This is a genomic window from Streptococcus parasanguinis (assembly GCF_015557775.1).
Taxonomy (GTDB): domain Bacteria; phylum Bacillota; class Bacilli; order Lactobacillales; family Streptococcaceae; genus Streptococcus; species Streptococcus parasanguinis_AA.
Window position 1 is genome coordinate 219,937 of record NZ_JADNOY010000001.1, and the last position, 24,761, is coordinate 244,697.

The 24,761-nt window shown below is 43.2% G+C and carries 28 protein-coding genes; 25 read left to right on the forward strand and 3 right to left on the reverse strand.

Going from position 1 to position 24,761, the window contains the following annotated elements; genetic code table 11:
* Positions 1–12 precede the first annotated feature (12 nt).
* The 17 genes from atpB to I2F76_RS01165 all read left to right on the forward strand — a co-directional run bounded on the left by atpB (position 13) and on the right by I2F76_RS01165 (position 15,652).
* Entirely contained in the window at positions 13–726 is a 714-nt protein-coding gene (gene atpB / locus I2F76_RS01085; RefSeq protein ID WP_024055550.1) for a F0F1 ATP synthase subunit A, read from the forward strand.
* A gap of 19 nt (positions 727–745) precedes the next feature.
* Positions 746–1,240 carry a F0F1 ATP synthase subunit B gene (atpF, locus tag I2F76_RS01090; RefSeq protein ID WP_195487059.1) on the forward strand — a complete coding sequence of 165 codons (495 nt, stop codon included), beginning with the start codon at positions 746–748 and terminating at the stop codon, positions 1,238–1,240.
* Complete coding sequence (locus tag I2F76_RS01095) at positions 1,240–1,776, forward strand: F0F1 ATP synthase subunit delta (RefSeq protein ID WP_024055549.1); 537 nt, start codon at positions 1,240–1,242, stop codon at positions 1,774–1,776. Before atpF ends, I2F76_RS01095 begins: the two co-directional genes overlap by 1 nt.
* 15 nt (positions 1,777–1,791) lie before the next feature.
* Positions 1,792–3,297 carry a F0F1 ATP synthase subunit alpha gene (atpA, locus tag I2F76_RS01100; RefSeq protein ID WP_003006447.1) on the forward strand — a complete coding sequence of 502 codons (1,506 nt, stop codon included), beginning with the start codon at positions 1,792–1,794 and terminating at the stop codon, positions 3,295–3,297.
* A gap of 15 nt (positions 3,298–3,312) precedes the next feature.
* Positions 3,313–4,194: a F0F1 ATP synthase subunit gamma gene (locus I2F76_RS01105; RefSeq protein ID WP_155199440.1), complete on the forward strand. Its 882-nt coding sequence runs from the start codon at positions 3,313–3,315 to the stop codon at positions 4,192–4,194.
* 85 nt (positions 4,195–4,279) lie between these two features.
* Positions 4,280–5,686 carry a F0F1 ATP synthase subunit beta gene (gene atpD / locus I2F76_RS01110; RefSeq protein ID WP_049486331.1) on the forward strand — a complete coding sequence of 469 codons (1,407 nt, stop codon included), beginning with the start codon at positions 4,280–4,282 and terminating at the stop codon, positions 5,684–5,686.
* A gap of 13 nt (positions 5,687–5,699) precedes the next feature.
* Positions 5,700–6,119 carry a F0F1 ATP synthase subunit epsilon gene (locus I2F76_RS01115; RefSeq protein ID WP_003002471.1) on the forward strand — a complete coding sequence of 140 codons (420 nt, stop codon included), beginning with the start codon at positions 5,700–5,702 and terminating at the stop codon, positions 6,117–6,119.
* A 96-nt stretch (positions 6,120–6,215) separates the two neighbouring features.
* The gene (locus tag I2F76_RS01120) at positions 6,216–6,446 is read left to right on the forward strand and encodes a DUF1146 family protein (protein WP_003006458.1); all 231 of its coding nucleotides are present in this window, start codon (positions 6,216–6,218) and stop codon (positions 6,444–6,446) included.
* A gap of 66 nt (positions 6,447–6,512) precedes the next feature.
* Complete coding sequence (gene murA, locus I2F76_RS01125; protein WP_049515168.1) at positions 6,513–7,796, forward strand: UDP-N-acetylglucosamine 1-carboxyvinyltransferase; 1,284 nt, start codon at positions 6,513–6,515, stop codon at positions 7,794–7,796.
* Positions 7,786–7,974 carry a DNA-directed RNA polymerase subunit beta gene (locus tag I2F76_RS01130; RefSeq protein ID WP_003006464.1) on the forward strand — a complete coding sequence of 63 codons (189 nt, stop codon included), beginning with the start codon at positions 7,786–7,788 and terminating at the stop codon, positions 7,972–7,974. Before murA ends, I2F76_RS01130 begins: the two co-directional genes overlap by 11 nt.
* Before the next feature lie 83 nt (positions 7,975–8,057).
* Complete coding sequence (locus I2F76_RS01135) at positions 8,058–8,897, forward strand: DNA/RNA non-specific endonuclease (protein ID WP_049515169.1); 840 nt, start codon at positions 8,058–8,060, stop codon at positions 8,895–8,897.
* Between the two features lie 81 nt (positions 8,898–8,978).
* The gene (locus tag I2F76_RS01140; protein ID WP_195487060.1) at positions 8,979–9,701 is read left to right on the forward strand and encodes a M57 family metalloprotease; all 723 of its coding nucleotides are present in this window, start codon (positions 8,979–8,981) and stop codon (positions 9,699–9,701) included.
* Positions 9,702–9,805: 104 nt separating this feature from the next.
* Positions 9,806–11,713: an ABC-F family ATP-binding cassette domain-containing protein gene (locus I2F76_RS01145; RefSeq protein WP_195487061.1), complete on the forward strand. Its 1,908-nt coding sequence runs from the start codon at positions 9,806–9,808 to the stop codon at positions 11,711–11,713.
* A gap of 205 nt (positions 11,714–11,918) precedes the next feature.
* Positions 11,919–12,275 (forward strand): hypothetical protein, encoded by a 357-nt coding sequence (locus I2F76_RS01150; RefSeq protein WP_195487062.1) that lies wholly within the window; start codon positions 11,919–11,921, stop codon positions 12,273–12,275.
* A gap of 4 nt (positions 12,276–12,279) precedes the next feature.
* On the forward strand, positions 12,280–13,155 hold the full coding sequence (locus I2F76_RS01155; protein WP_195487063.1) for an XRE/MutR family transcriptional regulator: 876 nt from the start codon (positions 12,280–12,282) through the stop codon (positions 13,153–13,155).
* A 21-nt stretch (positions 13,156–13,176) separates the two neighbouring features.
* Entirely contained in the window at positions 13,177–14,355 is a 1,179-nt protein-coding gene (locus I2F76_RS01160; RefSeq protein WP_195487064.1) for an MFS transporter, read from the forward strand.
* A gap of 109 nt (positions 14,356–14,464) precedes the next feature.
* Positions 14,465–15,652: an MFS transporter gene (locus I2F76_RS01165; RefSeq protein WP_195487065.1), complete on the forward strand. Its 1,188-nt coding sequence runs from the start codon at positions 14,465–14,467 to the stop codon at positions 15,650–15,652.
* A 22-nt stretch (positions 15,653–15,674) separates the two neighbouring features.
* Here the strand turns inward: I2F76_RS01165 and I2F76_RS01170 are convergent, their stop codons facing one another.
* From I2F76_RS01170 to murT, 3 genes are read right to left on the reverse strand one after another with little or no spacing between them, the layout of a single operon-like run.
* Positions 15,675–15,959 (reverse strand): LapA family protein, encoded by a 285-nt coding sequence (locus I2F76_RS01170; protein ID WP_070589415.1) that lies wholly within the window; start codon positions 15,957–15,959, stop codon positions 15,675–15,677.
* Between the two features lie 10 nt (positions 15,960–15,969).
* A complete protein-coding gene (gene gatD / locus I2F76_RS01175) occupies positions 15,970–16,758 on the reverse strand; it encodes a lipid II isoglutaminyl synthase subunit GatD (RefSeq protein WP_195487066.1) in 789 nt (262 codons plus the stop codon).
* Positions 16,758–18,101, reverse strand: a complete 1,344-nt coding sequence (gene murT, locus I2F76_RS01180) for a lipid II isoglutaminyl synthase subunit MurT (RefSeq protein WP_031573372.1) — start codon at positions 18,099–18,101, stop codon at positions 16,758–16,760. Before murT ends, gatD begins: the two co-directional genes overlap by 1 nt.
* 103 nt (positions 18,102–18,204) lie before the next feature.
* On the opposite strand from murT, the gene cdaA reads away from it, so the two are divergent.
* The 8 genes from cdaA to I2F76_RS01220 all read left to right on the forward strand — a co-directional run bounded on the left by cdaA (position 18,205) and on the right by I2F76_RS01220 (position 24,740).
* A complete protein-coding gene (gene cdaA / locus I2F76_RS01185) occupies positions 18,205–19,053 on the forward strand; it encodes a diadenylate cyclase CdaA (protein WP_070673848.1) in 849 nt (282 codons plus the stop codon).
* Entirely contained in the window at positions 19,050–19,799 is a 750-nt protein-coding gene (locus tag I2F76_RS01190; RefSeq protein ID WP_009732570.1) for a YbbR-like domain-containing protein, read from the forward strand. Before cdaA ends, I2F76_RS01190 begins: the two co-directional genes overlap by 4 nt.
* Before the next feature lie 22 nt (positions 19,800–19,821).
* On the forward strand, positions 19,822–21,171 hold the full coding sequence (glmM, locus tag I2F76_RS01195) for a phosphoglucosamine mutase (RefSeq protein WP_031573363.1): 1,350 nt from the start codon (positions 19,822–19,824) through the stop codon (positions 21,169–21,171).
* Between the two features lie 47 nt (positions 21,172–21,218).
* Positions 21,219–22,526 (forward strand): LPXTG cell wall anchor domain-containing protein, encoded by a 1,308-nt coding sequence (locus I2F76_RS01200; RefSeq protein WP_195487067.1) that lies wholly within the window; start codon positions 21,219–21,221, stop codon positions 22,524–22,526.
* Between the two features lie 117 nt (positions 22,527–22,643).
* The gene (locus tag I2F76_RS01205; protein ID WP_003011566.1) at positions 22,644–22,775 is read left to right on the forward strand and encodes a DUF4044 domain-containing protein; all 132 of its coding nucleotides are present in this window, start codon (positions 22,644–22,646) and stop codon (positions 22,773–22,775) included.
* A 33-nt stretch (positions 22,776–22,808) separates the two neighbouring features.
* Positions 22,809–24,122, forward strand: a complete 1,314-nt coding sequence (gene obgE, locus I2F76_RS01210; RefSeq protein WP_023917726.1) for a GTPase ObgE — start codon at positions 22,809–22,811, stop codon at positions 24,120–24,122.
* Between the two features lie 12 nt (positions 24,123–24,134).
* Positions 24,135–24,338 carry a hypothetical protein gene (locus I2F76_RS01215; RefSeq protein ID WP_061455439.1) on the forward strand — a complete coding sequence of 68 codons (204 nt, stop codon included), beginning with the start codon at positions 24,135–24,137 and terminating at the stop codon, positions 24,336–24,338.
* An 18-nt stretch (positions 24,339–24,356) separates the two neighbouring features.
* Positions 24,357–24,740 carry a RidA family protein gene (locus I2F76_RS01220; RefSeq protein ID WP_003006514.1) on the forward strand — a complete coding sequence of 128 codons (384 nt, stop codon included), beginning with the start codon at positions 24,357–24,359 and terminating at the stop codon, positions 24,738–24,740.
* Positions 24,741–24,761: the final 21 nt, after the last annotated feature.

The following is a 24,761-nucleotide window of genomic DNA, read 5'->3' on the forward strand; positions in this document are numbered from 1 at the left end:
AGGTGTCAAACCTTGGAAGAAAGTATCAATCCAACGATTACTCTTGGACCTGTATCTTTTAATTTGACCCTACTTGCTATGACCCTGATTTCTGTTTTCGCCGTTTTTGGCTTCATTTATTGGGCCAGTCGAAAAATGTCGATCCGACCAAAAGGCAAACAAAATGTGCTGGAATACGCATATGACTTTGTCGTAGGCTTTACAAAAGGAAATATTGGGGAACATTACATAAAGGACTATTCCTTGTTCTTGTTTGTTCTTTTCCTCTTTCTTTTAGTAGCCAATAACATTGGATTGATGGCTAAAATCGAAACGACCAATGGTTACAATTTGTGGACATCACCAACCGCTAACCTGGGTTATGACTTTGCCTTTTCATTTTTGATCACCTTAATCGCCCATGTAGAAGGAATTCGCAGACGTGGTGTGAAGGAATATTTAAAGGCTTTTGTGACACCCGGATTTATGACCCCCATGAATATTTTGGAAGAATTAACGAACTTTGCCTCCTTGGCCCTTCGGATCTTCGGAAATATCTTTGCGGGTGAGGTACTAGCAAGCTTGCTTGTGACTTTGTCGCATCAAGCTGTTTATTGGTATCCATTTGCCTTTATTGGAAGCATGGCGTGGACAGCGTTTTCGATTTTCATTTCATGTATCCAAGCCTATGTGTTTACCATGTTGTCATCAATTTATATTGGTAAGAAAATTAATGGTGAAGAGTAAGTAGAGGAGGAGTAGAAGAATGCATGTATCAATGAGTGAAATTATTGGTGACTTTATTCTCATTGCTGGTTCCTTCCTATTATTAATCTTTTTAATAAAGAAATTTGCATGGAACAATATCAATGGAATTTTAGAAGCGCGTGCCAAAAAGATTACAGATGATATTGATGGAGCTGAATCAGCTCGTCAAAAAGCTGAGGAACTAGCAAGTAAACGTGAAGAAGAGTTGGCAGGTAGCCGCAAAGAAGCTGCGTCTATCGTCGAAAATGCAAAGGAAACTGCAGAAAAGAATAAATCTCAGATCCTTTCAGAAGCCACTCAAGAAGCAGTACGTTTGAAAGAAAAAGCGCAACAAGAAATTGCGCATAACAAAGAAGAAGCATTGAACAGTATCAAAGGTGATGTGGCAGATCTCACTGTCAATCTTGCCAGCAAATTGTTGAGCCAAGAGCTGGATGCTGAAGGTCAACGCCAACTGATCGATCGCTATCTTGATGAATTAGGAGAAGCCTAATGGACAAAAAGCAACTGATGGTGATTGAGAAATATACCCAGCCTTTTGTTCAATTGGTCTTTGAAAAAGGAGAACAAGATCTAGTCTTTGAAAAATTGACCCAAATCAAGGGGATTTTTGAGGAGACTGGACTTGCTAACTTCTTAGCTCATATCGGTGTAGAGGATGAAGAGAAAGCAAAAAGTCTCAGACTTTTTCAACCCTCGGATTCACAATTACTCGACCATTTGATTGAAGTGGTTATTCTCAATCATCGTGAAGCCTTATTTTATGACATTGTAACGATTTGTTTGGATCAGATTCAACTGTTGAGCAACGCTTTTGTCGTCACTGTTACGACGGTTGCTGGTTTGGATCCTGTTCAAGAGCAAAAGCTAATCCCCATTATCGAAAGAAAATTTGGGATTCAAGTTCGCTCGATCCAACAAAAGATCGATCCAGATTTAATTGGTGGCTTTGTCGTGACAGCCAATCATAAAACGTTGGATACCAGTCTCAAACACCAATTGCAAGTTATAAAATCTAAATTGAAATAGAAAGTGGTGTGAATTTTGGCGATTAACGCACAAGAAATCAGCGCTTTAATTAAGCAACAAATTGAAAATTTCAAGCCAAACTTTGACGTCACTGAGACAGGTGTTGTAACCTACATTGGTGACGGGATTGCCCGTGCTCATGGTCTTGAAAATGCCATGAGTGGTGAGTTGTTGATCTTTGAAAATGGCTCATACGGGATGGCCCAAAACTTAGAAACAACGGATGTCGGGATCATCATCTTAGGTGATTTCACGGATATTCGTGAAGGAGACTCTGTCCGTCGTACAGGTAAAATCATGGAAGTCCCTGCAGGGGATGCCTTGATTGGTCGGGTTGTTAACCCACTTGGCCAACCAGTAGATGGTTTGGGTGAGATTGTGACAGATAAATTCCGTCCAGTCGAAACACCAGCTCCTGGTGTTATGCAACGGAAATCTGTCTCAGAACCCCTACAAACTGGTTTGAAAGCCATTGATGCCCTTGTTCCAATCGGACGTGGTCAACGGGAATTGATTATCGGGGACCGTCAAACAGGGAAAACTTCGATTGCCATCGATACCATCTTGAACCAAAAGGGTCAAGACATGATCTGTATCTATGTGGCGATTGGTCAAAAAGAATCAACAGTTCGTACGCAAGTAGAAACTCTTCGTAAATACGGAGCCATGGATTATACGATTGTGGTAACCGCTTCGGCTTCTCAACCATCTCCATTGCTCTACTTGGCACCTTATGCCGGGGTTGCCATGGCAGAAGAGTTCATGTATAACGGTAAACACGTTTTGATCGTCTATGATGATTTGTCAAAACAAGCCGTAGCCTATCGTGAATTGTCCCTTCTTCTTCGTCGTCCACCAGGACGTGAAGCCTTCCCAGGGGATGTCTTCTATCTCCACAGCCGTTTGTTGGAACGTTCAGCTAAAGTTTCAGATGAATTGGGTGGTGGCTCTATTACAGCTCTTCCAATCATTGAAACCCAAGCAGGAGATATTTCTGCTTATATCGCAACCAACGTGATTTCGATCACAGACGGACAAATCTTCTTGCAAGATAGTTTGTTCAATGCTGGTATTCGTCCAGCCATTGATGCAGGTTCTTCTGTATCCCGTGTAGGGGGAGCTGCCCAAATCAAGGCTATGAAGAAAGTTGCGGGTACCCTTCGTATCGACCTTGCTTCATACCGTGAATTGGAAGCCTTCACGAAATTTGGTAGTGACTTGGATGCTGCGACTCAAGCGAAATTGAACCGTGGTCGCCGAACAGTTGAAGTCTTGAAACAACCTGTTCATGAACCATTGACAGTTGAAAAACAAGTCGTGATCTTGTATGCCTTGACTCATGGTTTCTTAGATAGTGTTCCAGTAGACGATATTCTTCGTTTCCAAGAAGAGTTGTTTGATTACTTTGAAGCACATTATAACCAAATCTTTGAGACGATTCGTTCGACACATGATCTTCCAGCAGAAGAAGAACTGGATGCAGCCCTTACAGAATTTGTCAACCAGTCAAATTTCAAATAGAAATAGGAGTGGAAGATGGCAGTTTCATTAAATGATATAAAAAATAAAATTGCATCCACTAAAAATACCAGTCAAATTACCAATGCTATGCAGATGGTGTCTGCTGCTAAACTCGGGAAATCTGAGCAAGCAGCCAAGGATTTTCAGGTTTATGCCGCTAAGGTACGTAAGTTACTAACAGACTTGCTCCATGGACATGAAACAGAAAATGCCAAATCCCATCCGATGTTGGTGAGTCGGCCGGTAAATAAGACAGCTTATATCGTGATTACATCTGATCGTGGTTTGGTCGGAGGCTACAATGCCTCCATCCTTAAAACCATGATGGAAATGAAGGCAGAATACCATCCAACTGGAGATGACTTTGAAGTGATCTGTATTGGAAGTGTCGGTGCGGATTTCTTCCGTGCCCGTGGGATTCAGCCGGTTTATGAATTGCGTGGTTTGCCTGATCAACCTAGCTTTAAGGAAGTTCGCAAGATCATTTCGAAAACAGTCCAAATGTATCAGGAAGGCTTGTTTGATGAGTTGTACGTCTGTTACAACCATCACGTCAACAGTTTGACCAGCCAAATGCGGGTGGAACAGATGCTTCCAATTATTGATTTGGACCCCAATGAAGCAGATGAGGATTATGTATTGAATCTAGAATTGGAATCTAGTCGAGATGCCATTTTGGATCAATTGCTCCCTCAATTTGCTGAAAGCATGATCTATGGTGCCATTATTGATGCTAAAACAGCTGAAAATGCTGCGGGGATGATGGCTATGCAAACTGCAACAGACAATGCCAAGAAAGTCATTGATGAATTAACGATTCAATACAACCGTGCTCGTCAAGCAGCGATTACGCAAGAAATTACCGAAATCGTTGCAGGTGCTAGTGCCCTTGAATAGTTGTCGGATACAATTTTATATACAAAAACAGATGCTCGAAAGAGAATTTTTGAGCAGTAGAAATTACTTAGAATAGGAGAATGACATGAGTTTAGGCAAAATTTCTCAGGTCGTAGGTCCCGTCGTAGACGTTGCCTTTTCCGTTGGAGATAAACTTCCTGAGATCAATAATGCGCTTGTAGTCTATAAAAATGACCAACAAAAATCAAAAGTCGTTCTTGAAGTAGCTTTGGAACTTGGTGATGGGGTCGTACGGACTATCGCCATGGAATCAACTGATGGTTTAACACGTGGAATGGAAGTCTTGGACACAGGTCGTCCAATCTCTGTTCCTGTCGGAAAAGAAACCTTAGGACGTGTCTTTAATGTTCTTGGAGATACCATTGACTTGGATCAACCTTTTCCTGAGGATGCTCCTCGTGACTCCATCCACAAAAAAGCTCCATCCTTTGACGAGCTCTCTACTTCAGAAGAAATTCTTGAAACAGGGATCAAGGTTATTGACCTCTTAGCCCCTTATTTGAAAGGTGGGAAGGTCGGACTCTTCGGTGGTGCCGGAGTTGGGAAGACCGTCTTGATTCAAGAATTAATCCATAATATTGCCCAAGAACACGGTGGTATTTCTGTATTTACTGGTGTTGGGGAACGGACACGTGAAGGGAATGACCTTTACTGGGAAATGAAAGAATCTGGCGTTATTGAAAAAACAGCCATGGTCTTTGGACAAATGAATGAGCCACCTGGAGCACGGATGCGTGTTGCTTTGACTGGTTTGACCATTGCGGAATACTTCCGTGATGTTGAAGGTCAGGACGTTCTCTTGTTTATCGACAATATCTTCCGTTTCACCCAAGCCGGATCTGAAGTATCAGCCCTTTTGGGACGGATGCCTTCAGCCGTTGGTTACCAACCTACTTTGGCAACTGAAATGGGGCAATTGCAAGAACGGATTACGTCAACCAAGAAAGGTTCTGTTACATCCATCCAAGCCATCTATGTGCCAGCCGATGACTATACAGACCCAGCGCCAGCAACCGCCTTTGCCCACTTGGATTCAACAACCAACTTGGAACGTAAATTGGTACAATTGGGGATCTACCCGGCGGTTGACCCATTGGCATCAAGCTCACGTGCCCTTTCTCCAGAAATCGTAGGAGAAGAACACTATGCAGTAGCATCTGAGGTCAAACGCGTCCTTCAGCGTTACCATGAATTGCAAGATATCATTGCGATCTTGGGGATGGATGAATTGTCTGACGAAGAAAAGACCTTGGTTGCTCGTGCTCGCCGGATCCAATTCTTCTTGTCACAAAACTTCAACGTTGCCGAACAATTTACCGGTCAACCTGGTTCATACGTACCTGTTGCAGAAACTGTTCGTGGTTTTAAAGAAATCTTGGACGGAAAATATGACCATCTTCCTGAAGATGCCTTCCGTGGTGTTGGATCGATCGAAGATGTGATTGCCAAAGCTGAAAAAATGGGATTCTAAGAAGAGGTGAAAGATGAGTCAAATGAACGTCCAAATCGTTACACCGGATGGACTGGTTTATGATCATCATGCCGCATTTGTATCTGTCAAGACAATTGATGGTGAATTAGGGATTTTACCTCATCATATCAATACCATTGCGGTTTTGGCTGTAGACCAAGTAAAGGTTCGTCGTGTCGACGATGACAAACATATTGATTGGATTGCAGTCAATGGTGGGATTATCGAAGTAGCTGATAATGTCATTACCATTGTTGCCGATTCTGCCGAACGTGCTCGAGATATTGACATTAGTCGTGCAGAACGTGCCAAACTGCGAGCTGAAAAAGCGATTGAAGAAGCCAAAGATCAGCATTCGGTTGATATGGAACGTCGTGCTAAAATTGCTCTTCAACGCGCCATTAACCGGATTAATGTCGGAAATCGTTTATAAGATATTCAAAATAAGGTGGAGGTATGTCCTCACCTTATTTTTGTTGGGAGAGAATCAAAAGAAGAAAGTACGGACCAAATATGGTATAATAGCTGTATGATTCAAATGATTTTTAATCTTTCAAGCCATCTATTGTTTATCTTTTTTGCCTATTACCTATTGATGAACCTGGTTCAATGGGAAAAGTTTTTAAAAGTAAGTGCTGAAAATGCGGTTAAAATCCGTTTTTTGATCTTGATGATCAGCGTCGGAATCGGCTATCTAGCGAGCTCATTTTTTATCAGTGTTTATGAGATGAGTCGACAGATTTTTATTGGCCAATTCTAGCCACATTTTATAAAAAATATGGTATGATAGAAAGCGTGACTTTAAGAAATTGGAGAACAATCCCGTATGGAAAAAATAATCGTTAATGGTGGTCATAATCGACTGGTTGGAACCGTCAAAATCGAAGGAGCAAAAAATGCTGTCCTTCCTCTTCTTGCTGCAACAGTTCTAGCAAGCGAGGGCGTGACAACCTTGAAAAATGTACCTGTTTTATCAGATGTCTTTACAATGAACAATGTTGTTCGTGGGTTGAATGCACAAGTAACCTTCAATGAAGAAGACAATACAGTTGTCGTAGATGCGCAAGCAAAATTATCAGAGGAAGCGCCTTATAAATATGTGAGTAAGATGCGGGCTTCTATCGTTGTCTTAGGTCCTGTCTTGGCACGCAATGGCCATGCCAAAGTTTCCATGCCTGGAGGATGTACGATCGGTAGTCGTCCGATTGACCTCCATCTCAAAGGTCTGGAAGCCATGGGAGCTGAAATTACCCAAACAGCCGGCTATATTGAAGCAAAAGCAGATCGTCTCAAAGGTGCACACGTCTATATGGACTTCCCATCAGTAGGTGCGACACAAAATATTATGATGGCCGCAACCTTGGCAGATGGAGTCACTGTGATTGAAAATGCAGCTCGGGAACCTGAAATTGTTGACCTAGCTCTCTTGCTGAATAAAATGGGGGCTAATGTTAAGGGAGCAGGAACTGAGACCTTGACCATCGTTGGTGTGGAGAGCTTGCACGGTGCAAACCACAATGTTGTGCAAGACCGCATCGAGGCTGGAACCTTTATGATTGGGGCAGCCATGACTGGTGGAGATGTCTTAATCGAAGATGCCATTTGGGAACACAACCGTCCGCTTCTATCTAAGATGCAGGAGATGGGTGTAACGGTAACCGAAGAAGAAAATGGAATTCGGATTCAATCGGATATCAGTAAGCTCCGTCCAGTGACCGTTAAAACTCTTCCCTACCCAGGATTTCCAACCGATATGCAGGCTCAATTCACAGCCTTGATGGCCATGGCTAAAGGTGAGTCTACCATGATTGAAACGGTCTTTGAGAATCGCTTCCAGCATTTGGAAGAAATGCGTCGGATGGGCGTTCACTCGGATATTATGCGGGATACAGCTCGTATCGTTGGAGGGGAAAGCTTCCAAGGTGCAGAGGTTATGTCGACCGATTTACGAGCAAGTGCAACCTTGGTCTTGATGGGCTTGGTAGCAGAAGGAGAAACAAAGGTCAGCAAATTAAGTCACTTAGATCGTGGTTATTATCAATTCCATGAGAAATTGGTGGCGCTAGGTGCAGACGTGAAACGTGTAGAGGAAGAAGACGATGAAAACTAATCTTCGCTATGTTGGAAAACAGCTAGGAATTGTCCTCCTGTTGGCTGTGATTGGAATCATCATTTTTGCAGTTGGTTTGGTCATTGGCTATGGAGTGATTGGCGATGGGAAAAATCCATGGTCCATTCTCTCTCCGGACACTTGGTCAGAGATCATTGGAAAGCTAACAGGCAAATAAGCTTTTAACTAAAATTGAGTAAAAAGGAGAGCAGCGAATCGAGTCAATGACCCATCTAGCGCTGCTCTTTTTTGGAGAGAGATATGGCAAAACAAACAGTAAGCAAACGAACCAAACAAACCCTAGCGGGCTTTGTGGTCGCAACGGCCCTAGCTATCGGGGGCTATTATTTTAATCAACCGACGGTGAAAGAAGCGACGGATCAGGTTGTTTCGGTGGTGACTAGTAGCCAACAAGAAACACCTAGTAAAGAGTTAGCTAGCTCTGTACTAACGAAATCTGCCCGTTCACAATTAGGGAATGACTTGGAATGGAACGGTGCTGGAGCCTTTGTAGTTAAGGGAAATCGCACAGATCTGGATGCCAGCGTGGCTAGTCAACCCTATGCGGATAACAAGACAAAAGAAGTGAATGGAAAGACCGTACCGACGGTTGCGAACGCTATTATGACCAAGGCGACTCGCCAGTACAGAGATCGGGATGCAACAGGTAGTGGCCTAACCGATTGGAAACCAGCAGGTTGGCATCAGGTCCATAATCTGTCAGGCGAGTATGACCATGCTGTGGATCGGGGCCACCTATTGGGCTACGCCTTGATCGGCAATCTCAAAGGTTTTGATGCCTCGACTAGCAATCCCAAAAATATCGCTGTGCAAACGGCTTGGTCCAATCAAGCCAATGATCCTCATTCCACCGGTCAAAACTACTATGAGACCCTGGTTCGAAAAGCACTGGATAAGAACAAGCGGATCCGCTATCGGGTGACCTTGATCTACAACCATCCAGAAGATCTGATTCCATTAGGATCACAGATCGAAGCCAAATCGAGTGATGGGAGCCTTGAGTTCAATGTCTTTGTTCCCAATGTTCAAAGTGGGATTAGCCTGGATTATCAGACAGGCAAAGTAACCGTTCATCAATAAGCTGGAAAGCGCAGTTATTTAAGTTATTTTTAAGAATGGGGTGTTACAATTGCATACCTTCTTTAAGAGAAAGGAGAATGTATGAGAACCATTTTTCGATTTTTCATAGGAATCCTTCGCATGGCTTGGAGTCTTTTTTGGGGATTTTTCTGGACCATTGCCATCAGTTTTCTCGTTCTAGTGGGGATCATCTATTTTACAGATTCTCCTAGTTCTGGTATGGATGGATTTGGACGAGCTGCCCAAAAGGTTGTCTATAAAGTCGGCAATTTATTTGGAGATCAGGGGTTTGCATCGCGCTTTGGGATGGCACCTAGCTCACAGACTACGCAGACAGACAATCATGAGCATAGCGGTGCTCGCTGGGAGAAAGCGGAGGCCACGGTCTACCTGGATCCCAATATCAGTCAAACTTTTGTAAAAGCTTATCGGGATGCTATTGAGGCTTGGAACCAAACAGGATCCTTTACCTTCAAGTTGGTTACAAATGAAAAAGAGGCTAATGTGGTCTTGACGGAAATGGATAACGCATCCGTTTCTGCTGCAGGAGAGACTGCCTCTCAGACCAACCTCTTAACCAACCGCTTCACCCACATCACAGTGCGTCTCAATCGCCATTATCTTTTAAATTATGTCTATAACTATAGTTATGATCGGATTGTCAATACAGCTGAGCATGAGTTAGGCCATGCGATTGGGCTGGACCACACTGATGGAGAATCGGTCATGCAACCGGCTGGTTCCTTCTACAGTATTCAGGATACAGATGTGGAAGCAGTCCGACAATTATACAAGGAAGAATAAGTTTTAAAATACTTTCTAAAAGTTCTGAGCCTCAAGGGGCTCAGGATTTTTTTGATGGCTCGTCTTTCCTTGTTTAATCTGAAAAAAGATAGTAAAATAAGGACATGATTATTTTACAAGCCAACAAAATTGAACGCTCTTTTGCAGGGGAGGTTCTTTTTGATAATATCAGCCTGCAAGTGGATGAACGGGACCGGATTGCCCTGGTAGGAAAGAACGGAGCCGGCAAGTCTACCCTCTTGAAAATCTTGGTGGGAGAAGAAGAACCAACTTCTGGGGAAATCAATAAAAAGCGCGACCTTTCCCTCTCCTATCTGGCCCAGGATAGCCGCTTTGAGTCGTCCAATACCATCTACGATGAGATGCTCCATGTCTTTGACGACCTCCGTAAAACGGAGAAAACTTTGCGGCAGATGGAGCTTGAGATGGGGGAAAAAACTGGGGCTGACTTAGAAAAACTCATGCAGGACTATGACCGTCTCTCGGAAGAATTCCGTCAGGCAGGTGGCTTCACCTATGAAGCAGATATCCGCGCGATTCTCAACGGCTTTAAGTTCGATGAGTCCATGTGGCAGATGAAGATTGAAGAGCTGTCTGGTGGGCAAAATACCCGTCTCGCTCTGGCCAAGATGCTCTTGGAAAAACCAAATCTCTTGGTACTGGACGAGCCGACCAACCACTTGGATATTGAGACCATCGCCTGGTTGGAAAACTATCTGGTCAATTATAGTGGGGCCCTTCTCATTGTCAGCCACGACCGGTATTTCCTCGATAAAGTTGCTACCATTACCTTGGACCTGACCAAGCACTCCTTGGACCGCTATGTCGGTAATTACTCCAGCTTTGTGGAGCAAAAAGAGCAAAAACTGCTGACTGAAGCCAAGAACTACGAGAAGCAGCAAAAAGAAATTGCTGCGCTGGAAGACTTTGTTAATCGCAATTTGGTGCGGGCGTCGACCACCAAACGGGCCCAGTCTCGGCGTAAGCAGTTGGAAAAAATGGAGCGCCTAGACAAGCCGGAAGCTGGGACTAAGTCTGCTCATATGACTTTCCATTCCGATAAGACATCAGGCAATGTCGTCCTGACAGTAGAAGAGGCAGCCGTCGGCTATGACGATCAAATCCTGTCAGAGCCCATCAATCTGGATATCCGCAAGATGAATGCGGTCGCTATTGTAGGACCAAATGGGATCGGGAAATCTACTCTTATTAAGTCTATTGTCGGGCAGATTCCTTTTATCAAGGGAGAAGCTCGTTTTGGGGCCAATGTCGAGGTAGGCTACTATGACCAGACTCAGAGTAAGCTAACCCCTCACAACAGTGTCTTGGATGAGCTCTGGAATGACTTTAAACTGACACCAGAAGTGGAAATTCGCAATCGCCTGGGAGCCTTTCTTTTCTCTGGGGATGATGTCAAGAAAACCGTCGGCATGCTGTCAGGTGGAGAGCGGGCGCGCTTGCTTCTTGCCAAGCTGTCCATGGAGAATAACAACTTCTTGATTCTCGATGAGCCGACTAACCACTTGGACATCGACAGCAAGGAAGTGCTGGAAAATGCCTTGATTGATTTTGATGGGACCTTGCTCTTTGTCAGCCACGACCGTTACTTTATCAATCGGGTGGCTACACAGGTCTTGGAACTGTCAGAAGAGGGCTCAACTCTTTATCTAGGAGACTATGATTATTATCTGGAGAAAAAAGCGGAGTTAGAGGCCCTTGCGGCAGCACAAGCAGAAGCTGTGCCTGTTTCCTCGGCCGAAGAAGTCACCAGCAATGAGTATCATCTGCAAAAGCAAAACCAAAAGGAACTCCGGAAAATCACTCGTCGCATTGAGCAATTGGAAGCAGAGATGGAAGAGCTGGACCAGAAAATCCAAGACATTACCGAAACCATGCATAGCACCAACGATGCAGCTGACTTGGTTCAACTGCAAAGCGAGCTGGACCAACTAACTGTCCAGCAGGAAGCGGTCATGGAAGAGTGGGCAGAACTGTCAGAGCAGGTGGAATAGATGGAAGATCTTGGAAAAGTTTTTCGTGAATTTCGAATCAGTAAGAATTATTCGTTAAAAGAAGCTGCGGGCCACTGACGCTGGCGAACTCATGGAGAGCCAGTAGCAAATCGACCAGCTGACCGCCGCGCAAGAAGAAGCCATGCTAGAATGGGAAGCGCTAGCCCAGTAAGTATAGTTTTCTAGTTTGTATAAGGAGAACATAATGGCGACTGAAAATGATTGGTTTATGAAGCAGGTTAAAGGTGTAGCCGACATGATTGGTACAACTTTGCGCCTACAGATTCAAAATTTAGATTTGGGGCAGTATGAGGATGAGGAAGGAAAACTCATCAACGGGGCTCACTATCTTCAGCAAGTCCTAGAAGAGCAGCGCTTCGAAGAGGCCATTTCTTTTGTTGAAGAGCAGATGAAACGCCTACCTCTTCATCAGTATGATCTATTGGTTGATTGGCTGATTTCTTACTTAAGACAATTAGATTTTTCCGTTAAAGAAAATCAGGGATTCTACGAAGGATACTTGCAAGAGTTAGAAAGGTACTTAAAGGAATTTAAGTGGTAATCAAATGGAAGATTTAGGAAAAGTTTTTCGTGAATTTCGAATGAGTAAAAATTATTCATTGAAAGAAGCTGCAGGAGAAGCCTGCTCGACGTCTCAGTTATCCCGCTTTGAATTGGGCGAGTCGGATTTAGCTGTCTCGCGTTTCTTTGAGATATTAGATAATATCCATGTGACGATTGAGAATTTTATGGATAAGGCCAGAAATTTTCAACACCATGAGCATGTGGACTTGATGGCTCAGATTATTCCGCTTTACTATGCAAATGATATTGCTGGTTTTCAAAGGCTTCAAAGAGAACAACTGGAAAAGGCTACAAGTTCGACCAATCCCCTTTATTTTGAATTGAACTGGATTTTGTTACAAGGCTTGATTTGCCAGAGAGATGCCAGCTACACGATGAAGCAGAGTGATCTGGACAAGGTGGCGGACTATCTCTTTCAGACAGAAGAATGGACCATGTATGAATTGATCCTCTTTGGCAATCTCTACAGCTTTTATGATGTGGACTATGTCACACGGCTTGGGAGAGAAGTGATGGAGCGTGAAGATTTCTACAAAGAAATTGGTCGCCATCGCAAACTGGTCTTGATTCTTGCTCTGAATTGCTACCAGCATTGTTTAGAACACTGTTCTTTTGAAAATGCCAGCTATTTTGAAGCCTATGTAGAAAAGATTATCGGGAAGAGCATCAAGCTATACGAACGCAATGTCTTTCATTATCTCAAGGGATTTGCCCTCTATCAGAAGGGGCAAACAGAAGAAGGGCGGCAGCAAATGAGGGAAGCCATGCACATTTTTGATGTGCTGGGACTGCCAGAGCAGGTGGCCTATTATCAAGAACACTTTGATAAATTTGTAAAAAATGAATGTTCTAAATAGGACAGTGATAAAGGAGATTTTATGAACCGACATGCGGTCCAATTAATTAGTCGTGGAGCTATTAACAAAATTGGAAATATGCTCTATGACTATGGAAATAGTGTCTGGCTAGCCTCGATGGGGACTATAGGAAAGACGGTATTAGGGATCTATCAAATTTCTGAGTTAGTGACAGGGATTCTCGTGAATCCTTTTGGAGGAGTGATTTCAGACCGTTTTTCTCGTCGCAAGATTTTGATGACGACCGACCTGGTTTGTGGACTCCTTTGTTTGGCGATTTCTTTTATCACAAATGATCGTTGGATGATTGCGGCTCTGATTGTTGCCAATATTGTTCAGGCCATTGCCTTTGGTTTTTCTCGACCTGCCAATAAAGCTATTATTACCGAGGTAGTAGAGAAAGAAGAGATTGTGACCTATAACGCTCACTTGGAGTTAGTCTTACAGGTTATTAGTGTCTGTTCACCTGTTTTTTCTTTCCTAGTTCTACAATTTGCCAGTCTTCATATGACCCTCTTATTAGATGCGCTGACCTTTTTCATTGCCTTTGTCCTAGTGGCTTTCCTTCCGAAAGAAGAAGCTAAGGTGCAAGAGAGGAAACAGTTTACCGGGAAAGATATTTTTTCTGATATCAAGGATGGGTTAGACTATATCTGGCATCAGAAAGAGATTTTCTTTCTCTTATTAGTGGCTTCTAGCGTCAATTTCTTTTTTGCGGCTTTTGAGTTTTTACTTCCCTTCTCGAATCGTCTATACGGGGTTAAAGGAGCTTATGCGACCATTTTAACGCTGGGAGCTATTGGATCTATTCTAGGAGCACTTGTTGCCAATAAAATGAAATCAAGTATGAGAATTCTCCTGTTTTTACTGCTTATGGCAGGGATAGGAGTGTTCATAATGGGCTTGCCCCTTCCGCCTCTTCTTTCCTTTTCAGGAAATTTGGTCTGTGAATTTTTTGTGACCATTTTCGACATCCACGTTTTTACCCAAGTACAAACCAAGGTGGAAGATGATTATCTGGGGAGAGTCTTGAGCACAATTTATACCTTGGCTGTTCTCTTTATGCCCATCGCCAAAGGGTTGATGACTTGGTTGCCAAGCGTCCGTATGGAATCATTTCTCTTGATTGGAGCTGGGGTTATTCTCTTTTCACTCTTGGCTCAGCTAGTAGCTAAGCAGCTTCAATCAAAAGAACAGTAGGGATCCTTTGATAAATTTGTGAACCATTAATTTTCCCAAATAGGGGACAAAATGAAAACCTCTTTCATGAACTGATACAATAGTTTCAGAAGATGAAGGAGGTTTTTTTATGAATCGACATGCAGTCCAATTAATTGCTCGTGGGGCTATCGATAAAATAGGGAATATGCTCTATGATTATGGGAATAGTGTCTGGCTGGCCTCGATGGGGACGGTGGGAAAAACGGTATTAGGGATTTATCAAATTTCAGAGTTGGTGACAGCTATACTAGCTAATCCATTTGGAGGCGTGATCTCAGATCGTTTTTCCCGTCGCAAGATTTTGATGATGACCGACTTGGTTTGTGGTCTCCTTTGTTTGGGCATTTCTTTTATTAGGAACGATCGTTGGATGATTGCGGCCCTGATTTTTGCCAATATTGTCCAGGCCATTGCCTTTGCTTTTTCTCGGCCTGCCAATAAAGCCATTATCACAGAAGTCGTAGAGAAAGATGAGATTGTGACCTATAATGCCCACTTGGAGTTGGTTTTACAAGTGGTCGGTGTCAGCTCTCCTGTGTTCTCTTTCCTTGTTTTACAATTTGCCAGTCTCCATGCGACCCTCTTACTGGATGCCCTGACCTTTTTCATCGCCTTTGTCCTAGTTGCATTCCTTCCGAAAGAAGAAGCCAAGGTTCAAGAGAAGAAAAAATTTACAGGAAAAGATATTTTTTCGGATATTAAGGAGGGGTTACACTATATCTGGCATCAGAAAGAGATTTTCTTTCTCTTGTTGGTGGCTTCCAGCGTTAATTTCTTTTTTGCAGCTTTTGAGTTTTTGCTCCCATTTTCCAATCGCCTTTACGGGGTCAAAGGAGCCTATGCGACCATCTTAACCTTGGGCGCTATTGGCTCTATCATCGGAGCTTTGATCGCCAATAAATTTAAATCAAGCATGGAAATGCTACTTATCTTATTGATTTTAACAGGAGTAGGGGTCTTCATGATGGGCTTGCCCCTTCCGCCTTTTCTTTCCTTTTCTGGAAATTTGGTCTGTGAACTCTTTATGACAATTTTGAACATCCACTTTTTTACCCAGGTTCAAACCAAGGTAGAGGGAGATTATCTGGGCCGGGTCTTAAGCACCATTTTTACCCTAGCTATTCTCTTTATGCCCGTAGCTAAAGGATTGATGACTTGGTTGCCAAGTGTCCGTGTAGAATCTTTTCTCCTGCTCGGAGCTGGCGTCATTCTCTTTTCACTCCTAGCTCTAGTAATCGCCAAGAAATTACAAGCAAAAGAAGGTACATCAGCATGAAAAAAGCACCGATCGGTGCTTTTTAGTTGTTTTCTTTTTCTTCTGTCTTGATTTCTTTCTTTTCTTCTTCCAGTTGCTTTTGAGTGCTCTTGAGTTCTTTTTTTAGGGAGAAGCCCTTTGAAAAATTAACCAAGGTCATGACGAATGCACCCAAGAGGACACAGAGCAAGATCAGAATGATCAAGGGTAATTTAAATTGAATCAAGAGGAAATTCACGGTGACCGTTTGCATATTTGCAAGGGAAATACCAGCAATCAATAAAATTAAAAGTAATAAAGCAATGTAGTGTAGATTATTTTTGTTCATCATTATCTCCTTATTGTTCAGCAGGGGCCTTGCTTTTCACATCAGCGTACTCTTCCGGCTGCTCTAGGCTTAGAATCTCCTCATAAGCCGGTAGGGAAAGGTCCTTGCCATATTTATTTTTTAAAGCAGTGCTCACTAGGCGATAGGCCAAATTGGCATTTCGGGACAAGATAGGACCGTGGAAGTAGCTGCCAAAGACGTTCTTGTAATGAACCCCTTCGCATCCATCTTCTTTGTTGTTCCCATTTCCATAGACGACCTTGCCCAGTGGTTTTTCATCCTCAGCCAAGAAGGTCCGACCTTGGTGGTTCTCAAAACCATAATAGGTTTCGTTAAATTCTTCGTTATGGATTTTGATATCACCGATATAGCGGTTGTTGACTTGGTTGAGCGTATAGTGGTCCATAATACCGAGGCCCTCAATGCGTTTGCCAGAAGCTTCAATGTAGTATTGGCCTAGAAGCTGAAAGCCACCACAGATGGCAAGGACTACCCCGTCGTCATGAATGAAGCGTTCGAGGTCTTCTTTTTTATCTGGTAGGTCCTCAGATACAATGGTCTGCTCGTAGTCTTGTCCGCCGCCGAAAAAGGCGATATCGTAGGCATCAGGATCGAACCGGTCTTTGAGAGAGACGATATCGACTGTGACATGGGCTCCAAGTTTTTCCGCAACGTACTTGAGCATGAGGATATTCCCATTGTCCCCGTAGGTATTCATTAAGTTGCCGTAGAGATGGGCAATGCGCAGGCTGTAAGGATACTGTGCCTGATCAGAAGATTCTAGAGAAGTATAAGTCATTAGTGCATCTCCTTTTCAATCAGGTGTTCTTGGGCCAAGAGTTCACGGAATTCTAGCATGGCTGTATAGGTAGCTAAAATGTAAGCGTGAGGGGTTTCCTGTTGCTTGATGCGTTGGAAGACCTCTTTTAAATCAGCCATTTCTGTGATCTTTTCTGCAGGATAGCCAGTGACCCGAAGTCGTCGAGCAATCTCAGAGTGGCGCACTCCGCCAGCGTTGATCTCTGGAATGTCCATTTGGGTGATTTGCTCGAAATCTGCATCCCAAATCCAGCTCGTATCGATTCCGTCTGCATAATTGGCATTGAGGAGGACCGACAAGCTAAAGGAATAAGGGGCTAGTTTGATCATTTCAATGGCTTGGGTCGCACCAACCGGATTTTTGATCAGGACCAAGGTACATTCCTTATCCCCAATCTTAAAGGTTTCCTGACGACCAAAGACAGCGCGACTGCGATCAAATCCTTGCTTAATGACTTCAGGTTGCACTCCAAAGAATCCGGCAACAGAGACAGCTGCTAAGGCATTGTAGATGTTGTAGAGACCACCGATATTGATGTGGTAGTCTTGGCCTTGAATCCGGAAGTTGGAAGATCGATGGGTTAAAGAGAGGAGATCCGATACGGCATAGGTCAGTGGTGGCCGGTGGAAACCACAGTGTTCACAGATATAATCTCCCAGGTTAGCATAGGTATTGAGCTTGTACTTGAGGATGTTGTGGCAATGCGGGCACAGGATTCCTTCCGTATTGTAATGGGCTAGTTGTGGCTCTGATTTTTCTGTATCAAATCCATAATATTGGATCGGATTGGATAAGGTCTGACTATTAAATAGCGGACTATCTCCATTTAACAGAACCGTCGCAGTTGGGACCTTGTGAATGGCATCCAAAATCATTTGGTAGGTCGTATAGATCTCTCCATAGCGGTCCATCTGATCCCGGAAAATATTGGTGACCACAAAAAGGCTGGGCTGGATATAATCACAAATCCGAGAGAGGCTGGCCTCGTCAATTTCAAGTACCGCGATCGGTCGATTTGATTTCGAACGCTTAGCCCGTAAGAAGGTCGTTGTAATCCCAGAGATCATATTGGCCCCGCTTGGATTGGTTAAAATCGGTCCGAAAGCTTCTTGGAGAATACCTACGGTCAGCGCAGTGGTCAGGGTTTTCCCATTTGTCCCTGTAATCACAACAATCTCATAGTTTTTTGCCAGTTGACTGAGAATATCTTTATCAAATTTGAGGGCTACTTTACCTGGTAGGGTTGATCCCCGCCCCATTTTTTCTAGAATAGAGCCGGAAAGCTTTCCTGCCAGAAGGCCCAAGGTTGTATTTATCTTCATAAATCATATTTTATCATAAAAAGCGTCAGAAGGTTACAGAAAAATCTGTTGAAACGTGTTATAATAGGATGATGTCTTTTAGAGAAGTGGTAGGTATGAGAATATGAATATTCAACAGTTTACAAATCCACAATTTTGGACCAGTTTGTTCCCGAATTGGTGGAGTATTATTATCAATATCATCGATATTGCCCTGGTGGCTTGGTTGTTGTATTTTTTGATCAAGGCCATCGTTGGGACCAAGATCATGATTTTGGTTCGTGGAGTTATTATCTTTTTCTTGATGCAGTTTTTAGCCAATTTCTTAGGTCTCACGACTATTTCATGGCTGATCAATCAAGTCATTACCTATGGGGTTATTGCCCTGGTTGTGATTTTCTCCCCTGAGATTCGGATTGGTTTAGAACGTCTGGGTCGAGCGACAGAATTCTTTACGACGAGTGAAGTCAGTCAGGAAGAGAAGATGGTGCAGGCCTATGTCAAGGCAGTAGCTTATATGAGCCCACGTAAGATTGGTGCCTTGGTAGCCATTCAAGGAGCCAGAACCCTTCAGGAATATATTTCCACAGGGATTCCTCTAGATGCAGAAATTTCAGGAGAATTGCTGATTAATATCTTCATTCCTAATACTCCCTTGCATGATGGAGCCGTCATTGTCCGCAATGATAAAATCGCTGTTTCTTGTGCCTACCTGCCCTTGACCGAAAATACTGGAATTTCAAAAGAGTTCGGAACGCGTCACCGCGCAGCCATTGGTTTATCTGAAGTTTCGGATGCCTTTACCTTTGTGGTATCAGAAGAAACGGGTGGGGTCTCTGTGACCTACAATGGAACCTTCCGACACGATTTAACTTTAGAAGAGTTCGAATCAGAATTGAGAGCCTTCTTGGTTCCTGAAGAGAATAAAACGATTAGTTGGAAAGAGCGTCTATTTGGGAGGGTGACAAAATGAGATCGAAAAAAGAATTTCTTTATGTTTTCGCCTCCGTCTTATTGTCCTTTATCTTGTTTATCAATGCGTCTTCCTTTAATTTTCAAAATAATAGTAGCGCTAGACAAGTCAGCTCAGAGACCTACACCAATACCTTGACCAATATTCCAATTGATGCCAAGTATAATGACAAGACATACTTTGTCAGTGGGTTGACATCAGAGCTAACGGTCTTTCTGAAAGGTTCAAACCGGGTTGCTCTTGCTAGTGAGATGCAACCGGGCACTCGGAAGTTTCGTGTGGTAGCAGATCTTCGTAAGGCCAAGGAAGGTACCGTTGAAGTGCCGTTGATTGTGGAAGATCTTCCGGCTGGTTTGACCGCAACCGTAGAGCCTCAAAAAGTTTCTGTAAAAATCGGGAAGAAAGCCAAAAAATCGTTTGCGGTCAGGGCCACGATCCCGGACAATCAAATTGTAGATGGAATAACGGTATCGGATATTACTCTTGAAACCACCAAGGTAGAAGTGACCAGCGATCAAGAAACCTTGAGTCGCATCGATCATGTCGAAGCTGTCTTCCCATCCAGTGAAATCATTAGTGGAAATTATAGCGGAACTATTTCCTTAAATGCAGTAGATGCCCAAGGAAATGTTCTACCAGGTCTGGTAAATCCGAGTGAAACACGGATTAAAGTAACCACAAAGACTAGCTCGTCTACGTCAAGCTCTAGCAGTTCGTCGTCGACCTCTTCCAGTTCAAGTAATTAGAAAGTAAAAAAGGTAATGAAGAATGGGTAAATATTTTGGAACGGACGGTGTCCGTGGAGAAGCAAATGTAGAATTAACGCCAGAATTGGCTTTTAAACTAGGCCGTTTCGGTGGCTATGTGTTGAGCCAACATGAAGAAGAAACACCCTTGGTATTTGTTGGACGTGATACGCGTATTTCTGGTGAAATGTTAGAGCATGCCTTAATTGCTGGGCTCTTATCTGTTGGAATTCGCGTCTACAAGTTGGGTGTGATTGCAACGCCAGGTGTTGCTTATCTAGTTCGTACGGAAAAAGCCAGCGCCGGAGTTATGATTTCTGCTAGCCACAATCCAGCCTTGGATAATGGCATCAAATTCTTTGGTGGTGATGGCTTCAAATTGGATGATGATCGCGAACTTGAAATTGAAGCCTTACTTGATGCCGCTGAAGATACCCTTCCACGTCCAAGTGCGCAAGGTTTAGGAACGGTCATGGAATATCCGGAAGGCTTGCGTAAGTATCAAGAATTCCTTGTATCGACAGGCGTTCAACTCGAGGGCATGCACGTAGTCTTAGATACAGCAAATGGTGCAGCCTCTACTAGTGCCCGTCAAATCTTTGCAGATTTGGGAGCTCAATTGACTGTCATCGGTGAAAAACCAGATGGTTTGAACATCAATGATGGGGTTGGTTCTACTCACCCAGAGCATTTGCAAGAGAAAGTCAAAGAAGTAGGTGCAGCGATTGGTCTTGCCTTTGACGGAGACAGCGATCGCTTGATTGCTGTTGATGAAAATGGAGAGATCGTAGACGGCGATAAGATCATGTACATCATCGGTTCTTATCTTTCAAGCAAGGGCTTGCTCGAAAAAAATACGATCGTCACAACCGTCATGTCTAATCTCGGCTTCCACAAGGCATTAGATGCGAAGGGAATTCAAAAAGAAATCACAGCTGTTGGAGACCGTTATGTGGTCGAAGAAATGCGCAAATCAGGATACAATCTTGGTGGTGAACAATCTGGTCATGTCGTCATCATGGATTACAATACAACTGGTGATGGTCAATTAACAGGAGTTCAATTGACTAAAATCATGCAAGAAACCGGCAAGAAATTATCTGAATTGGCTGCTGAAGTAACTATTTATCCACAAAAACTAGTCAATATCCGAGTTGAAAATAGCATGAAAGACAAGGCGATGGAAGTCCCTGCTATTCGTGAAATCATTGAAAAAATGGAAGCGGAAATGGCAGGAAATGGCCGCATCCTCGTGCGTCCAAGTGGAACTGAACCCCTCCTTCGTGTGATGGCAGAAGCACCAACTCATGAAGAAGTGGACTATTATGTGGATACCATTGCTGCAGTTGTTCAAGCAAAAATCGGACTTTAACCTTGTAAAAAACATGGCTCGCAAATAGGCGAGCAGAGGAGGTATATATGAAACAGGTTCGTCAAATTGTATGGGCACTTGCCTTAGTGCTAACGATTCTATTCACAGCTGGTTTGACTAAAACAGTTCATGCTGCAGAAGTCTCATCATATACACAGACAGCACGTCTAACGAAAGACGGTAACACGCTAACAAATGGAAGCAAGGTGTTGACAAATGAAAAATTGTCAGCAAGTATTTATTTAGCCTTTCCAGATTCGCAAACTATTCAAGCTGGTGATACCTTAACTCTTAGTTTGCCAAAAGAATTAGCCCTCTACACAGCACTGGAATTCAATGTTCTTGAGGAAGGTCAATCAAATGGTCAGACGGTGGGGAAAGCTGTCGTTGATACAGCTAAGAAAACAGTGACCGTTACCTTTAATGATTATTTCGCATCTCATCCACTCAACAAACGAGTTGCTCTTCATTTTGATGTAAAAGTAGACTCAGAAGTAGTTACAAAAACATCTCCAATCCAGTTTAAACTAGGAAATACAGATTTTTCATTGAATTATGAAAAAACAGCTGGAGAAGCTGGAGACTATGAGATGAAATACGGTTACCAAGATAAGTCTGATCCAACCATTATCAAATGGCGGATTATCTTAAATGCCCGCCAAGATATGCTTCGTGGAATGGTTATTAAAGACCAGTTCGGAGATGGTTTAACATTGGTTAAAGGTAGCTTGCGTGCCGTTCGGTTTGCTCCTGTAGAAGGTGGCATTAAGAATGAAGCGCAGATTTTAAGTCTTCCAGTTCTTGATAACTTTACTAAAAAAGCTGTTTTCAATAAGAATGCAGATGGAAAGACCACTGGTTTTACAATTGAATTTGGTGATAACTACAATTGGCCAATGTATATTGAATATTCTACAAAAGTAGCTCCTGGAACGAAAGTAGGCGATATTGTCCATAATACATTAACATGGACAGCAACCAATTTCCCAGCACCGCGTAGTTTAACCCGTGAATTGAGATTGGAAACAGGATCCGGAGAGGGATTAGGTGAGAAAGATCAAACGCCACCGACACCTAGCTCAACCTCCTCATCAAGCTCTAGTTCTTCATCAAGCTCTAGTTCTTCATCAAGCTCATCATCTTCAACGAGTTCCAGTTCTAAATCGAACTCAACATCCACATCAAGTTCTTCATTGAAATCATCTTCATCTTCTGTTAAAGAAGAAGCCCCAAAACCTGGTAAGAAAAAAGTTCTTCCAAGTACAGGTGAAAAGATGACACCGGTAGTTCTTGTCATGGGTGTCTTCCTAGCAATTCTATCGGTTGGTATTTTACGTGTAAGAAAAGATTCTTAATATGATCAATGAAAGATCAGACTTCTGTCTGGTCTTTTTGTGTAGGCTCGATTTGAAAAATCCCCTATTTCGTGGTAAAATAGGGCTAATGAATTTATAGTAATCGAGGTATTAGAAGTGGCTTTTGGAGATAACGGAAAACGTAAAAAAACACCATTTGAAATGATCACGATGGTGGTCATTGTGATTATGTTGATTGTAACGGTTGGTGCAATATTTGCAACCGCAATTGGTGCTCTTTCTTACTAAGACGCACACAGAAATAAAGGAAATCATCTATTTATGAGTATGTTTTTAGATACAGCCAAGATTAAGGTCAAGGCTGGAAATGGCGGCGATGGCATGGTGGCTTTTCGTCGCGAAAAATATGTCCCTAATGGCGGACCTTGGGGTGGTGATGGAGGTCGTGGTGGCAATGTCATCTTCGTAGTAGACGAAGGCTTGCGTACCTTGATGGACTTCCGTTATAACAGGCATTTCAAAGCCCAAAATGGGGAAAAAGGAATGACCAAAGGGATGCACGGACGGGGAGCAGAAGATCTCTATGTACGAGTCCCTCAAGGAACGACAGTCCGAGATGCTGAGACTGGCAAGGTCATTACGGACCTAGTCGAGAATGGACAAGAGTACATTGTTGCCCACGGTGGCCGTGGCGGACGTGGAAACATTCGTTTTGCCACTCCTAAAAATCCAGCCCCAGAGATTTCTGAGAATGGGGAGCCTGGTCAGGAACGCGAACTCGAATTAGAACTCAAGGTCTTGGCAGACGTTGGTTTGGTTGGCTTCCCTTCTGTTGGAAAATCAACCCTTCTCAGTGTGATCACTTCAGCCAAACCAAAGATTGGAGCTTATCATTTCACTACCATCGTTCCAAATTTGGGAATGGTTCGGACGCCATCAGGTGAATCCTTTGCAGTCGCTGACCTTCCTGGATTGATTGAGGGAGCTAGCCAAGGAGTCGGACTAGGAACCCAGTTCCTTCGCCACATCGAGCGCACCCGTGTTATCTTGCATGTTATTGATATGTCAGCGAGTGAAGGACGCGACCCTTATGAAGACTACGTTCAAATTAATAAAGAGCTTGAAACCTACAATCTTCGTTTGATGGAACGTCCTCAGATTATCGTGGCAAATAAGATGGATATGCCAGAGAGCCAAGAAAACTTGAAAGAATTCAAGAAGAAATTGGCAGCCAATTACGATGAGTTTGATGAATTGCCACAGATCTTCCCGATCTCTAGTTTGGCGCATCAAGGTTTGGACAACTTGTTAGAAGCAACGGCAGAATTGTTAGACAAAACGCCAGAATTCCTCTTGTATTCAGAAGACGAAATGGCCCAAGAAGAAGTCTACTATGGCTTTGATGAAGACCAGCCAGCCTTTGACATCAGTCGGGATGACGATGCTGCTTGGGTCTTGTCTGGTGAAAAACTTGAAAAACTCTTTAATATGACGAATTTCGATCGTGATGAAGCGGTCATGAAATTTGCTCGTCAATTGCGTGGCATGGGTGTTGATGAAGCCCTTCGTGCGCGTGGGGCAAAAGATGGCGATATCGTCCGGATCGGTAAATTTGAATTTGAGTTTGTAGATTAAGATAGATCCCCAGTGGATCAAGGATTCCAAATAAGAAGTGAGGCTTTTTCAGTGGGAGATAAACCAATATCTTTTCGAGATGAAAATGGAAATTTTGTTTCAGCAGCCGATGTTTGGAATGCTGAAAAACTAGAAGAACTCTTTAATACGCTAAATCCTAAGCGCAAATTGCGTTTACAAAGGGAAAAATTAGCAAAAGAAAACCAGCAGAAGTAAATAGACTTGGAGAATACTATGGCAAAAACAATTCATACAGATAAAGCACCCGCAGCAATTGGACCTTATGTTCAAGGGAAAATCGTAGGGAATCTTCTCTTTGCAAGTGGACAAGTTCCCTTGTCACCTGAAACAGGCGAAATCATTGGCGAAACCATCCAAGAACAAACAGAGCAAGTCTTAAAGAACATTGGGGCTATTTTGGAAGAGGCTGGTACAGACTTTGACCACGTGGTGAAAACCACTTGTTTCTTAAGTGATATGAATGACTTTGTACCTTTTAATGAGGTCTATAAAACAGTCTTTACTACAGAGTTTCCAGCTCGATCTGCTGTTGAAGTAGCACGCCTGCCACGTGATGTGAAGGTTGAAATTGAAGTTATTGCGGAAATCAAAGCCTAATAACCATTCAAAGACAAAAAG